Raw genomic sequence first — 12429 nt, forward strand, 5'->3', positions numbered from 1 at the left:
GGTGCGCTCTTGGTGGGGCGCGACCCGGGCGCCGGTGCGGGCCCCGGCGCAGGGGCGCGGCGCGGGTTACGGTGCGGGGCGCGGGGAGTTATCCACAGGCTGGGACCAAGATCATCTTCGGCGGTCGAACTCTGTCACAGTGAGTGACGGAGGTGGTACGCATGAACGCACGAGGCGCGCTGGGGCGGTACGGCGAGGGGCTGGCGGCCCGCACGCTGGAGGCCGCGGGACTGACCGTGCTCGACCGGAATTGGCGGTGCGGGCGCGACGGGGAGATCGACGTTGTGGCGTCCGAGGGGGACGCCCTCGTGGTGTGCGAGGTGAAGACCCGCCGTGACGGCGGCTTCCAGCACCCCATGGCGGCGCTCGGGGCGCGGCAGATCCACCGGCTGCGGTCGCTCGCCGACCGCTGGGCGGCGGAACACGGCGGCGCGCCACCGGGCGGCGTGAGAATCGACCTGGTCGGCGTCCTGCTGCCCGCCCGCGGCGCGGCCCGCGTCGAGCATGTGCGGGGGGTGGCGTGATGGGCTTCGCCCGTACGTGCTCGGTCGCGCTGATCGGCGTCGAAGGCGTCGTGGTCGAGGTCCAGGCGGACCTCGAACCCGGCGTGGCGGCCTTCGCCCTGGTCGGCCTGCCCGACAAGAGCCTCACCGAGAGCCGCGACCGGGTGCGCGCCGCGATCGTGAACAGCGGCGAGGTCTGGCCGCAGAAGAAGCTCACCGTCGGCCTCAGCCCGGCCTCGGTGCCCAAGGGCGGTTCGGGGTTCGATCTCGCCGTGGCGTGTGCGATCCTCGCCGCCGACGACCGCATCGCCCCCGGATCCATCGCCGACCTCATGATGATCGGCGAACTGGGACTCGACGGACGGGTCCGCCCGGTCCGCGGGGTGCTGCCCGCCGTCCTCGCGGCGGCCGACGCCGGATACCGGCACGTCGTGGTGCCCGAGCGCACCACGGCCGAGGCATCCCTGGTCCCCGGCGTCTCCGTCCTCGGCATCCGCACCCTGCGGCAGCTCGTCGCCCTCCTCAACGACGAGCCGGCCCCCGAGGAGGACCAGGACCCGGCGCGGGCGGACGGCCGCCCCGACCCGATGCTCGCCGGACTGACCGTGCCGGGCGGCGGCGTCGGGACCGGACTGGCCGGCAGCCTCGGCGACGCCTCGCTCACTGGGCACGGCCCCGACCTGGCCGACGTCGCCGGACAGCGGACCGCCCGCACCGCCCTGGAGGTCGCCGCGGCCGGCGGACACCATCTGTATCTGAAGGGCCCGCCGGGCGCTGGCAAGACGATGCTCGCGGAGCGCCTGCCCGGCATCCTGCCGCCGCTCACCCGCCAGGAGTCCCTGGAGGTCACCGCCGTCCACTCGGTGGCGGGCATCCTTCCGCCAGGACGGCCCATGGTCGACGCCCCGCCGTACTGCGCGCCGCACCACTCGGCCACCATGCCCTCGCTCGTCGGCGGCGGCAGCGGACTGCCCCGACCGGGCGCGGTCTCGCTCGCTCATCGTGGGGTTCTCTTTTTGGACGAGGCTCCGGAATTCAGCGTGCGGGCGCTGGAGGCGCTGCGGCAACCGCTCGAATCGGGCCATGTCGTGGTCGCCCGCGCGGCGGGCGTGATGCGGCTCCCGGCCCGCTTCATGCTGGTCCTCGCCGCCAACCCCTGCCCTTGCGGGCGCTACTCGATGCTGGGTGAGGGCTGCGACTGCTCGCCCACCGCCGTCCGTCGCTACCAGGGCAGGCTTTCGGGGCCGCTGCTGGACCGCGTCGACCTGCGCGTCGAAGTCGAATCCGTCAGCCGATCCGACCTCCTCGGCCAGGGCCCCGGCGAATCGACCGCCACCGTCGCCGCACGGGTCGTCGCCGCCCGCGAGCGTGCCGCGACCCGCTACCGGGACACCCCCTGGAAGCTGAACAGCGAGATCCCCGGCCACGAGATGCGCACCCGTTGGCACGTCGCCCCCGGCGCCCTGCACCCCGCCGAGCGTGACATGGAGCGCGGCCTGCTCACCGCCCGCGGCCTCGACCGCGTCCTGCGCGTCGCCTGGTCCCTCGCCGACCTCGCGGGCCACGACCGCCCCGATGTCGACGACGTCTTCCAGGCGCTCCACCTCAGGACCGGTGTCAGCCGCGGCGTGCCCGTACCGGGAGGTGTGTGATGCGGCGGCGGAGCGGGTCACCGGGCCCCGATGGGGCCGGGCCGCCGGGGGAGGAGACGGCCACCGGATCAGCCGCCGAGGTTGGCGCAGCGACGGTTCGGTGTTCGCAGGCCGCCGATGGCTCTCAGACCGGCGCCGCGTCCGGTGGGGCCGGGCCACCGGCGCTGGCGGTGCCTGCTTTGGCGGCTGCCGTGCCGGAGGCAGAGCGGTTGGCGCGGGTGGCGATCACGCGGATCGCCGATCCCGGGGACGAGGTGGTGGGGCGGGCGCTGCGGGAGAGGGGAGCGGAAGAGGTACTGCGCGCGCTACGGGAGGGGGAGGCGCTGCCCGGAGCCGGTCCGCGGCGGACCGACGGATACCGGACGCGGTCGGCTCGGGCCGACCCCGAGGGGGATCTGGAGGCCGCACGCCGGGCGGGAGGGCGGTTCGTCTGCCCCGAGGACGCCGACTGGCCGGGGCAGTTGGACGACCTCGGGCCGCAGCGCCCGTACGGCCTGTGGGTACGCGGGCAGCCGTCGCTACGGCTGTGGGCGCTGCGCTCGGTGGCCGTGGTCGGCGCACGGGCCTGCACCGACTACGGCGCCCACATGGCGGCGCGGCTCGGCGGGGGACTGGCGCGGGCGGGCTGGGTGGTGGTCTCGGGAGCCGCCTACGGGGTGGACGGTGTGGTGCACCGGGGTGTGCTGCGGGCGGGCGGCGCCACCATCGGCGTGGTGGCCAGCGGCGTCGATGTGCCGTACCCGCCGGGCAACGCCCAGTTGATCGGCGAGATCGCCGAACGCGGCCTGCTCGTCGGTGAACTGCCGCCGGGCGACCACCCCACCCGCAGCAGATTCGTGCTGCGGAACCGGGTGATCGCCGCCCTGACCCGCGGCACGGTGGTGGTCGAGGCGCGCTACCGCAGTGGTTCCCTGGTCACCGCGCGGCGGGCCGCCCAGTTGGGGCGGGTGACGATGGGGGTGCCGGGACCCTGTACGAGCGGTCTGTCGGAAGGGGTGCACGAACTGCTGCGCGGGGACGCGGTGGTGGTGACCGACGCGGCCGAAGTCATCGAGATGGTGGGGGAGATCGGCGCCGACCTCGCGCCCGCCCGCCGCGGACCCGTACTGCCGCGCGATCTGCTCGACCCGGCGGCGGCCCGCGTGCTGGAAGCGCTCCCCGGTCAAGGGGACTCCTGCGAAGGGGAGATCGCCCTCGCCGTGGGGTCCACCAGCGACGACACGCTGAGACGGCTCTACGAATTGCAGGCCCTCGGCTTCGTCGAACGGGACGACGGGCGGTGGAAGTTGGTCCGTACCGCGCACGACGGCGCGCCGCGTCGGGAGGGTTGACGCCATCGACACACCATCAGGTGACAGGAAAACGCCGTGACCTGGGACGATCGTAGGACCGGCCGTGGGCGGCCCGGCGGGCCCCCATGATGGCCCGAGGGGCTCCCGCGCGGGCCCCGTACCGGGCGGTATAGCCGGTCCGGTGAGCGCGCACCGGTAGAGGAACGTATCTGCGCATGTCCCATACGGATGATGTAGCAATAAGCGACACTATGGTCACGCTACGCTCGCGGAGGCTCGATTTCCCGCCCACGTCTCGGCAGAACGGCTCAAAACGGCACATGCCCCAGCACACCCCCGGGTCCGAGCGGGCGACGGCGGCGACCGCCCCCCGCACCTCTCCTCGGCCAGCCGCCCCCACGTCGCTCGACGAACTGTGGCGGACCTATAAGTCCACGGGGGACGCCCGGCTGCGGGAGCAGTTGATCCTGCACTACTCGCCGCTGGTGAAGTACGTGGCGGGCCGGGTCAGCGTCGGACTCCCGGCCAACGTCGAGCAGGCCGACTTTGTCTCCTCCGGGGTGTTCGGACTCATCGACGCGATCGAGAAGTTCGACCCGGAACGCGCGATCAAATTCGAGACCTACGCGATCACCCGTATCCGCGGCGCCATGATCGACGAACTGCGCGCGCTCGACTGGATCCCGCGCTCCGTCCGGCAGAAGGCGCGCGCCGTCGAACGCGCCTACGCCACCCTTGAGGCCAAGCTGCGCCGCACCCCGAGCGAGCCCGAGGTGGCGGCGGAGATGGGCGTCGGGCTCGAAGACCTGCACGCGGTGTTCAGCGCGCTGTCCCTGGCCAACGTCGTCGCGCTGGAGGACCTCCTGCACGCGGGCGGCGAGGGCGGCGACCGGCTCAGCCTCGTCGACACCCTGGAGGACACCGGCGCCGACAACCCCGTCGAGGTCGCCGAGGACCGTGAGCTGCGCCGACTGCTCGCCCGCGCGGTCAACACCCTTCCCGAGCGCGAGAAGACCGTCGTCACCCTCTACTACTACGAGGGCCTGACACTCGCCGAGATCGGCCAGGTACTCGGCGTCACCGAAAGCAGGGTCAGCCAGATCCACACCAAGTCCGTCCTCCAACTACGGGCAAAGCTGGCCGACGTCGGGCGGTGACAGGCGCGGCACAGTGTCTACAGTGGTGGGATGCCCAGGATTCGAGCGGCCTCGGTGGCCGAACACCGGACGATGCAGCGCCAGGCCCTGCTGGACGCCGCGCGTTCGCTGCTGTCCGAGGGCGGCACGGAGGCGCTGACCTTCCCCGCCCTGGCCGAGCGCACCGGACTGGCGCGCTCCTCGGTCTACGAGTACTTCCGCTCCCGCGCCGCGGTGGTCGAAGAGCTGTGCGCCGTGGACTTCCCCGTCTGGGCCGCCGAGGTCGAGGCCGCCATGCAGGCCGCCGACACCGCCGAGGGCCAGATCGAGGCCTACGTGCGCAGCCAGCTCGCGCTGGTCGGCGACCGCCGCCACCGCGCCGTCGTCGCGATCTCCGCCGGTGAACTGGACGCGGGCGCCCGCGAGAAGATCCGCGCCGCCCACGGCGGCCTGGTCACGATGGTCGGCGCCGCCCTCGCGGCCCTCGGCCACGCCGAGCCCCGCCTGACCGCCATGCTCCTGCAAGGCGTGGTCGACGCCGCGGTCCGCCGGATCGAACTCGGCGCCGCCGAAGACCCCGTCCACATCACCGAGTCGGCCGTCACGATGGCGCTGCACGGGGTGACCGGCCGCCCCTGACCCGGGCTGCCGCCTCCGCCTTCCGTTCCGTCCCGCCCGCCGCCGCGCCGAACACCGGCAGCAGCCGGGAGGGCCCCGCGCGCAGCAGCCACGGCGGCAGCAGCGTCAACGGATCGAGGTAGACGTCACCCCGCAGGAGGCCCCAGTGGAGGCAACCGGGTGAGCGATGGACGGCGGAGTCGGTCACCACTCCCAGCGGCCCGCCCGCGGCGAGCCGCGTGCCGACCGCGACCGTCCCCCGTACCGGCTCATAGGTGACGCGCAGGCTCGCGTCCGGCCGGTCGAGCCGCAGCACGACGACATCGGTGCCCGCCACCTTCCCCGCGAAGGTCACCTCGCCGGGTGCCGCCGCCCGCACCACGCTCCCCGGCCCCGCGCGTAAGTCGACCCCGCGGTGTCCTGCGGCATAGGGCGTCGCGGGCGGCTCGAAGGCGCGCAGCACCGCCGGCCGCCCCCGTACTCCCGGCCCTGCCACAGGCCAGCAGCGCGCGTCCGAGCCGGCGCCCGCGCACCCCGCGCCGCCCGCCGTGCCCGCACTGCCGGCCGTCCCCGTGCCGCCCGGGAGGGCCGTCAGCAGGGCCGTCATCACCACCGTCAACCACATGTGAAGTGCCATGGCACGAGCATCCCGGATCCGGGCGGCGAAAGATGATCATGGTCCTGGCCTGTGGATAACTCGGGTGTCGCCCGGCACTCCACCGGTCCCGTACACTTTCTCTGGCGATCCGGGTCACCGGGTCGACTTCGCACGCCCCGCCACTCACTCCCCTCATCGGGACGGTGGCCGCGCCCCTCGGTCCCTCGTGGCACGGCGCGTCGGGACGTCAGGCGCGACCGTCGTCCGGCGGTCGCGATAACCGAGTACCTCAAGGAGTACGGCCATGGCCGTCGTCACGATGCGGGAGCTGCTGGAGAGCGGCGTCCACTTCGGGCACCAGACCCGTCGCTGGAACCCGAAGATGAAGCGCTTCATCTTCACCGAGCGCAATGGCATCTACATCATCGACCTGCTCCAGTCGCTGTCGTACATCGACCGCGCCTACGAGTTCGTCAAGGAGACCGTCGCGCACGGCGGCTCCATCATGTTCGTCGGCACCAAGAAGCAGGCGCAGGAAGCCATCGCGGAGCAGGCCTCCCGCGTCGGCATGCCCTACGTCAACCAGCGCTGGCTGGGCGGCATGCTCACCAACTTCTCGACCGTCTACAAGCGCCTCCAGCGCCTGAAGGAGCTCGAGGAGATCGACTTCGACGACGTGGCCGCGTCCGGCCTCACGAAGAAGGAGCTGCTGGTCCTCTCCCGCGAGAAGGACAAGCTGGAGAAGACCCTCGGCGGCATCCGCGAGATGCAGAAGGTGCCGAGCGCCGTCTGGATCGTCGACACCAAGAAGGAGCACATCGCCGTCGGTGAGGCGCGCAAGCTCCGCATCCCGGTCGTCGCGATCCTCGACACCAACTGCGACCCCGACGAGGTCGACTACAAGATCCCGGGCAACGACGACGCGATCCGTTCCGTCACGCTGCTCACCCGTGTGATCGCCGACGCCGTCGCCGAGGGCCTCATCGCCCGCTCCGGTGCCGCCACCGGTGACAAGAAGGCCGAAGGCGTCGCCGAGCCGCTCGCCGAGTGGGAGCGTGACCTGCTCGAGGGCGAGAAGAAGGCCGACGAGGCGCCCGCCGCCGACGCGACCGCCGCCGCTGCCGAGGCGCCCGCCGCCGAGGCCGAGGCTCCGGCCGACGCCGCTCCGGCCGAGACCGCCGAGACCGCCGAGACCGCCGAGGCTCCGGCCGACGCCGCCCCGGCCGCCACGGAGGGCGAGTCCGAGCAGGCCTGAGCCTGTTCCGACCCGTACCGACGGCGCACCGGCACCACCGGTTAACCGCACAGCAGCAGGACGCGTATCGCGTACGACGCGTACGACGTGAACCACGCGTGACGACGGCGGGGGCCCATGCCCCCGCCGTCCACCCGTAGATCCACCGACCATTCGGGAAGAGACTCAAACCCATGGCGAACTTCACCGCCGCTGACGTCAAGAAGCTCCGTGAGCTGACCGCCGCGGGCATGATGGACTGCAAGAACGCCCTTGTGGAGGCCGAAGGCGACCTGGACAAGGCCGTCGAGATCCTTCGGGTCAAGGGCCAGAAGGGCGTCACCAAGCGCGAGGGCCGCTCGGCCTCCAACGGTGCGGTCGTCTCCCTGATCGCCGCCGACAACTCCGAGGGCGTCCTCGTCGAGCTGAAGTGCGAGACGGACTTCGTCGCCAAGGGCGACAAGTTCGTCGCCGTGGCCGACGCCATCGCCGCCCACGTCGCCGCCAGCAAGCCGGCCGACATCACGGCGCTGCTCGGCTCCGAGATCAAGGACGGCCAGACCGTCCAGGCGTACGTGGACGAGGCGAACGCCACCCTCGGCGAGAAGATCGTGCTCGACCGCTTCGCCCAGTTCTCCGGCACCTACGTGACCTCCTACCTGCACCGCACCAGCCCCGACCTGCCCCCGCAGGTCGGCGTCCTGGTCGAGCTGGACAAGGCCGACGCGCAGGTCGCCAAGGATGTCGCCCAGCACATCGCCGCCTTCGCGCCGACCGCCCTGTCCCGCGACGAGATCCCGGCCGAGACGGTCGAGAACGAGCGTCGCGTCGCCGAGGCCACCGCCCGCGAGGAGGGCAAGCCCGAGGCCGCCCTGGCGCGCATCGTCGAGGGCCGGGTGAACGGCTTCTTCAAGGAGAACGTCGTCCTGGAGCAGGCCTTCGCGAAGGACTCCAAGAAGACCGTCCAGAAGGTGCTGGACGAGGCCGGCGTCACGCTGAAGCGTTTCGCGCGTTTCCGCGTCGGCGTCTGATCGCGCTGGACACGAAAGCAGCGAATGACCGACGGCCCGGCTAGGGTCGTACGCGGTCGGCCGCCCGCCGACCGGCCGCAGATGTGACGAGGAGGCCATTGCCGTACAGGGAACCCACGAGGACCCGCGGCAATGGCCTCCTTCGTACGTGCACGAGGAGAGCTCCATGGACAAAGGCGCCGATACGGCCCACCACACCACCGCCCACCGCCGCTATCTGCTGAAGCTGTCCGGCGAGGCGTTCGCCGGGGGAGGCGGTCTCGGAGTCGATCCCGACGTCGTGCACGCCATCGCCCGCGAGATCGCCGCGGTCGTCGCGGACGGCTACGAGATCGCCCTCGTCGTCGGCGGCGGCAACTTCTTCCGCGGCGCCGAACTCCAGCAGCGCGGCATGGACCGGGCCCGCTCGGACTACATGGGCATGCTCGGCACGGTCATGAACTGCCTGGCCCTCCAGGACTTCCTGGAGAAGGAGGGCGTCGAGACCCGCGTGCAGACCGCGATCACCATGGGCCAGGTCGCCGAGCCGTACATCCCGCTGCGGGCCGTACGGCACCTGGAGAAGGGCCGCGTCGTCATCTTCGGCGCCGGTATGGGCATGCCGTACTTCTCCACCGACACCACCGCCGCCCAGCGGGCCCTGGAGATCGACGCGGCGGCCATGCTGATGGGCAAGAACGGGGTCGACGGGGTCTACGACTCCGACCCCAAGCTGAACCCGGACGCGGTGAAGTTCGACGCCCTGGAGTACGGCGAGGTCATCACCCGCGACCTGCGGGTCGCCGACCTCACCGCGATCACCCTCTGCCAGGACAACAAGCTGCCGATCCTCGTCTTCGAGCTGCTCGCCGAAGGGAACATCGCGCGGGCCGTGAAGGGTGAGAAGATCGGCACGCTGGTCAACGACCGGGGCTCCAGGGCTTAATGACCGCCCGAGCGCCGGGTGGTGACACGTCCCGGTTCGCCCGGTCCGGGGATGGACAACAGGCTGCCGGTCGGACACCGTGCAGGAAAGACGCGCGCAGGGGCCCGACCGTCAGGCTCCGCCTTCTGAATACCAGGAGCACATGGTGATTGAAGAGACCCTCCTCGAGGCCGAGGAGAAGATGGAGAAGGCCGTCGTCGTCGCCAAGGAGGACTTCGCGGCGATCCGTACCGGCCGGGCGCACCCCGCGATGTTCAACAAGATCGTGGCCGAGTACTACGGCGCGCCCACCCCGATCAACCAGCTCGCCTCGTTCGCGGTGCCCGAGCCGCGGATGGCGGTGATCACTCCCTTCGACAGCAGCAGTCTGCGCAACATCGAGGAGGCGATCCGCAACTCCGACCTCGGCGTCAACCCGAGCAACGACGGCCGGATCATCCGGGTGGCGTTCCCGCAGCTCACCGAGGAGCGGCGCCGGGAGTACATCAAGGTCGCCAAGACCAAGGGCGAGGACGCCAAGATCTCGATCCGCAGCGTCCGCCGCAAGGCCAAGGAGACCCTCGACAAGCTCGTCAAGGACGGCGAGTCGGGCGAGGACGAGGTGCGCCGCGCGGAGAAGGAGCTGGACGACACGACGTCGAAGTACGTCGCCCAGGTCGACGAGCTGCTCAAGCACAAGGAAGCCGAGCTGCTGGAGGTCTGACCGGGCGGGCCCGAGGGCCCGCCCCGGAAACACCGCCCCGGACATCTCAGTCCGTCCGGACACGCCCCTCCTGGCGCCGTTCCTGACGCCCGTCCGGACACCAGCAGTACGACCGTATGCACGATCCCGCCCTCAGCCCTTCCCGGCCGACACACGACGACGCGAGGCGAAGCTCAGTGAACGACTCTTCCTGGGGCGCTTCGCCACGCGCCGGTCACTGGGGAGCGCCCGAGGACACGGTCACCAACGGCGCGGCCGACGGCTCGATGGTGGATGACACGATCATCTATCCGGCGGGTTCCGCACGCGATTCCGGGCGCGGCGGGAAGACTCTTCCTATGCCAACCGCCCCGGAGCCGACACCGCCGCCGCAGCCCCCCGCGAAGAAGTCCGCAGGGCGCAATCTGCGCGCGGCGATAGGGGTCGGCCTCGGCCTCGGCGCGGTCATCGTCGCCTCGCTCTTCATCGTGAAGGCGGTGTTCGTCGGCGTCGTGGTCGTCGCCGCCGCCGTCGGCGTCTGGGAGCTGACCTCGCGTCTGGCGGAGCGCAAGGGCATCCGCGCCCCGCTGATCCCGATCGCGGCCGGCGGTACGGCGATGATCATCGCCGGGTATCTGCGCGGCGCGGACGGCGCCTGGGTGGCGATGGCCCTCACCGCGCTCGCCATCCTCGTGTGGCGCATGACGGAGCCGCCCGAGAACTACCTGCGCGACGTCACCGCCGGCGTCTTCGCCGCCTTCTACGTGCCCTTCCTGGCCACCTTCGTGGTCATGATGCTCGCCGCCGACGACGGCCCGCGCCGCGTCCTGGTCTTCCTGCTGCTCACCGTGATCAGCGACACCGGCGCCTACGCCGTCGGCTGGCGCTACGGCAAGCACAAGCTCGCGCCCCGCATCAGCCCCGGCAAGACCCGCGAGGGCCTGATCGGCGCGATCTCCTTCGCCATGGTCGCGGGCGCCCTGCTCATGCAGTACGTCATCGACGACGGCCGCTGGTGGCAGGGGCTCCTCCTCGGCCTCGCCGCTGCCGTCAGCGCCACCCTCGGCGACCTCGGCGAATCCATGATCAAGCGCGACCTCGGCATCAAGGACATGGGCACCCTCCTGCCGGGCCACGGCGGCATCATGGACCGCCTCGACTCCCTGCTCCCCACCGCCCCCGTCGTCTGGCTCCTCCTGGCCGTCTTCGTCGGCACCGACTGACCCCGACGGCCCCGCCGCCCGAGCGGCAGTTCCCGACCAGCGGGCGACCGGCCGACCCGTTTCGATCTGCGACACTTGTCAGATCATGCCTGTACCCGGAGAACTCAGTTCGGGCAGCTGATGATGTGGCACTGACCTCTGCTTTTGGTCCAGTACCTGCCGTTGGGAGTAGGTCACGGGCCGTCTGTGGGCCGTGACCTGAGAACCGCGGATGTCCGCAGCGCCACAAGCCCAGAGCCCATCCTCAGATGAGGATGGGCTCTCGTGGGTGCATCTTGTTGAATCTCTACTTGCCGCGCTGAGCCAGCCAGTAGAAGGTCAACGGCAGGAGCGCCACGGTCATGATGCAGAACCCCTTGATCAGCGGGTGCCCAGGCCCGAGCATGCTGAGCGCCCTGGCCATGCCGTACGGGGCGGCGATGGAGCCGCCGATGCCGACGAGCAGATCAAGAGATCCCATCATCCGCGCCGACTCCTTCGAGGGCACCGAGGCCTTGAAGGTGGGTCCGGTCGGCGTCGTCGTGATCATCACGAACGCCGCGGAGGAGGGTTCTTCCAATTCGCCGAGCGAGTCGACGGTTCCGATGATGCTGATGGTCTGGTCGTTGGTCACTGGGGCCTCTATCTGACCGGTTCAGCCCCCTAGGTCTGTCCTAGGTGGGCACCGGTAGCCGCCACTGCATAGGCGTGCCTCCTCCCTTGTCTGGCCAGCGGGTGACCTCAGCCTCCCCTACTCAGGCTGGGGTCGGGTGGACTACCTCTCTGGGAGGTCGCGCAAGCCGTCATCAATCACATTGATCTCCTCTCCTAGACCAGTGGTCGGCGCTTTTTGCCGACCACGTAGCCATACTTTAGCACCTAGAAAGTGCTCTCATGGCGCGATGCAGGTGCGTTGTTGCACCTGCAGGGTGGAAGCGTGATGCATCTAGTGGCACACTGTCGAGAGGCAGGCGTGTGAGCTGGTGCAATACGCCGCCGATAAGATCGCCACCTACGAGCGACCGGAGGAGAGGGATGCAGACGTCCGCGGACCAGGTACGTCCTCAAGCGAACGAGCGCTATTCGGTGACTCTGGTGCCGCCAGCTGTTGAGGCCATCAGCGAACTCACGCAGCACACTGGGTTGAGCAAGACGGACGTAATCAACCGAGCCGTGCAGATCTATGCCTTCCTGGAGGCTCAGAGGCGGGCAGGTAGCCATGTACTTCTTGAACGGCCAGAGGGCGGGACGGAGCGCGTGCACATCGTGTAGTCCCAGCAGTGCCTCGATCGATGGCGTGACGAAGCGGGTGGCGGTCCGGTTGGACCGCCACCCGCTTCTTGCTGAGGACTAGGAAGCAGGTGCGCTGGCCGTGAGGCTACGAGACGTCAAGACCCCGTCGACGGCCTTGCGCGCGCGTTCCTGGCTGCTGGGCATTAGGTGGGCGTACACCCGGAGGGTGGGTCTGCCGCACGATCGGGTGACATCTGAACTGGCTTGCCCTGTATGGCAGGTGGGAAGGATGTCGCTGTGCCCAAGCCCTATCCGGAAGAGTT

12 protein-coding genes are annotated in these 12429 nt (G+C 70.7%); 10 read left to right on the forward strand and 2 right to left on the reverse strand.

Annotation, left to right across the window (positions count from 1 at the left end):
* Nucleotides 1–161: 161 nt before the first annotated feature.
* The 5 genes from ACFZBB_RS17835 to ACFZBB_RS17855 all read left to right on the forward strand — a co-directional run bounded on the left by ACFZBB_RS17835 (nucleotide 162) and on the right by ACFZBB_RS17855 (nucleotide 5222).
* Complete coding sequence (locus tag ACFZBB_RS17835; protein ID WP_391123154.1) at nucleotides 162–524, forward strand: YraN family protein; 363 nt, start codon at nucleotides 162–164, stop codon at nucleotides 522–524.
* Nucleotides 524–2155, forward strand: a complete 1632-nt coding sequence (locus ACFZBB_RS17840) for an ATP-binding protein (protein WP_391123157.1) — start codon at nucleotides 524–526, stop codon at nucleotides 2153–2155. Before ACFZBB_RS17835 ends, ACFZBB_RS17840 begins: the two co-directional genes overlap by 1 nt.
* Nucleotides 2155–3486, forward strand: coding sequence for a DNA-processing protein DprA (gene dprA / locus ACFZBB_RS17845; RefSeq protein ID WP_391123160.1), 1332 nt, complete (start codon nucleotides 2155–2157; stop codon nucleotides 3484–3486). Before ACFZBB_RS17840 ends, dprA begins: the two co-directional genes overlap by 1 nt.
* A 281-nt stretch (nucleotides 3487–3767) precedes the next feature.
* Nucleotides 3768–4604 (forward strand): RNA polymerase sigma factor WhiG, encoded by an 837-nt coding sequence (gene whiG, locus ACFZBB_RS17850; RefSeq protein ID WP_391123163.1) that lies wholly within the window; start codon nucleotides 3768–3770, stop codon nucleotides 4602–4604.
* A gap of 30 nt (nucleotides 4605–4634) precedes the next feature.
* Entirely contained in the window at nucleotides 4635–5222 is a 588-nt protein-coding gene (locus ACFZBB_RS17855; protein ID WP_355346483.1) for a helix-turn-helix domain-containing protein, read from the forward strand.
* On the opposite strand, the gene ACFZBB_RS17860 is transcribed toward ACFZBB_RS17855, so the two are convergent.
* Nucleotides 5185–5838 (reverse strand): peptidoglycan DD-metalloendopeptidase family protein, encoded by a 654-nt coding sequence (locus tag ACFZBB_RS17860; RefSeq protein ID WP_391123166.1) that lies wholly within the window; start codon nucleotides 5836–5838, stop codon nucleotides 5185–5187. The two genes, ACFZBB_RS17855 and ACFZBB_RS17860, sit on opposite strands and share 38 nt — an antisense overlap.
* A 265-nt stretch (nucleotides 5839–6103) precedes the next feature.
* Here ACFZBB_RS17860 and rpsB point away from each other — a divergent pair, with 265 nt between their 5' ends.
* The 5 genes from rpsB (at nucleotide 6104) to ACFZBB_RS17885 (ending at nucleotide 10894) form a co-directional block, all read left to right on the forward strand.
* A complete protein-coding gene (gene rpsB / locus ACFZBB_RS17865) occupies nucleotides 6104–7054 on the forward strand; it encodes a 30S ribosomal protein S2 (RefSeq protein WP_391123169.1) in 951 nt (316 codons plus the stop codon).
* Between the two features lie 173 nt (nucleotides 7055–7227).
* Nucleotides 7228–8064, forward strand: a complete 837-nt coding sequence (gene tsf / locus ACFZBB_RS17870) for a translation elongation factor Ts (RefSeq protein WP_391050340.1) — start codon at nucleotides 7228–7230, stop codon at nucleotides 8062–8064.
* Between the two features lie 166 nt (nucleotides 8065–8230).
* Nucleotides 8231–8989 (forward strand): UMP kinase, encoded by a 759-nt coding sequence (pyrH, locus tag ACFZBB_RS17875; protein ID WP_355346495.1) that lies wholly within the window; start codon nucleotides 8231–8233, stop codon nucleotides 8987–8989.
* Nucleotides 8990–9134: 145 nt separating this feature from the next.
* The gene (gene frr / locus ACFZBB_RS17880; protein WP_188281238.1) at nucleotides 9135–9692 is read left to right on the forward strand and encodes a ribosome recycling factor; all 558 of its coding nucleotides are present in this window, start codon (nucleotides 9135–9137) and stop codon (nucleotides 9690–9692) included.
* Nucleotides 9693–9868: 176 nt separating this feature from the next.
* Nucleotides 9869–10894: a phosphatidate cytidylyltransferase gene (locus ACFZBB_RS17885; RefSeq protein WP_391123172.1), complete on the forward strand. Its 1026-nt coding sequence runs from the start codon at nucleotides 9869–9871 to the stop codon at nucleotides 10892–10894.
* A gap of 286 nt (nucleotides 10895–11180) precedes the next feature.
* Here ACFZBB_RS17885 and ACFZBB_RS17890 read toward each other — a convergent pair whose 3' ends face one another.
* Nucleotides 11181–11507, reverse strand: coding sequence for a hypothetical protein (locus tag ACFZBB_RS17890; RefSeq protein WP_391123175.1), 327 nt, complete (start codon nucleotides 11505–11507; stop codon nucleotides 11181–11183).
* Nucleotides 11508–12429: the final 922 nt, after the last annotated feature.

The organism is Streptomyces sp. NPDC008139 (genome assembly GCF_042957025.1).
GTDB lineage: Bacteria > Actinomycetota > Actinomycetes > Streptomycetales > Streptomycetaceae > Actinacidiphila.

What these genes read in the sequence shown, in the direction of transcription:
- ACFZBB_RS17860 (WP_391123166.1), bottom strand. Translation starts at nt 5,838, where the DNA reads ATGGCACTTCACATGTGGTTGACGGTGGTGATGACGGCCCTGCTGACG.
- rpsB (WP_391123169.1), top strand. Translation starts at nt 6,104, where the DNA reads ATGGCCGTCGTCACGATGCGGGAGCTGCTGGAGAGCGGCGTCCACTTC.
- ACFZBB_RS17840 (WP_391123157.1), top strand. Translation starts at nt 524, where the DNA reads ATGGGCTTCGCCCGTACGTGCTCGGTCGCGCTGATCGGCGTCGAAGGC.
- dprA (WP_391123160.1), top strand. Translation starts at nt 2,155, where the DNA reads ATGCGGCGGCGGAGCGGGTCACCGGGCCCCGATGGGGCCGGGCCGCCG.
- tsf (WP_391050340.1), top strand. Translation starts at nt 7,228, where the DNA reads ATGGCGAACTTCACCGCCGCTGACGTCAAGAAGCTCCGTGAGCTGACC.
- ACFZBB_RS17855 (WP_355346483.1), top strand. Translation starts at nt 4,635, where the DNA reads ATGCCCAGGATTCGAGCGGCCTCGGTGGCCGAACACCGGACGATGCAG.
- whiG (WP_391123163.1), top strand. Translation starts at nt 3,768, where the DNA reads ATGCCCCAGCACACCCCCGGGTCCGAGCGGGCGACGGCGGCGACCGCC.
- pyrH (WP_355346495.1), top strand. Translation starts at nt 8,231, where the DNA reads ATGGACAAAGGCGCCGATACGGCCCACCACACCACCGCCCACCGCCGC.
- ACFZBB_RS17835 (WP_391123154.1), top strand. Translation starts at nt 162, where the DNA reads ATGAACGCACGAGGCGCGCTGGGGCGGTACGGCGAGGGGCTGGCGGCC.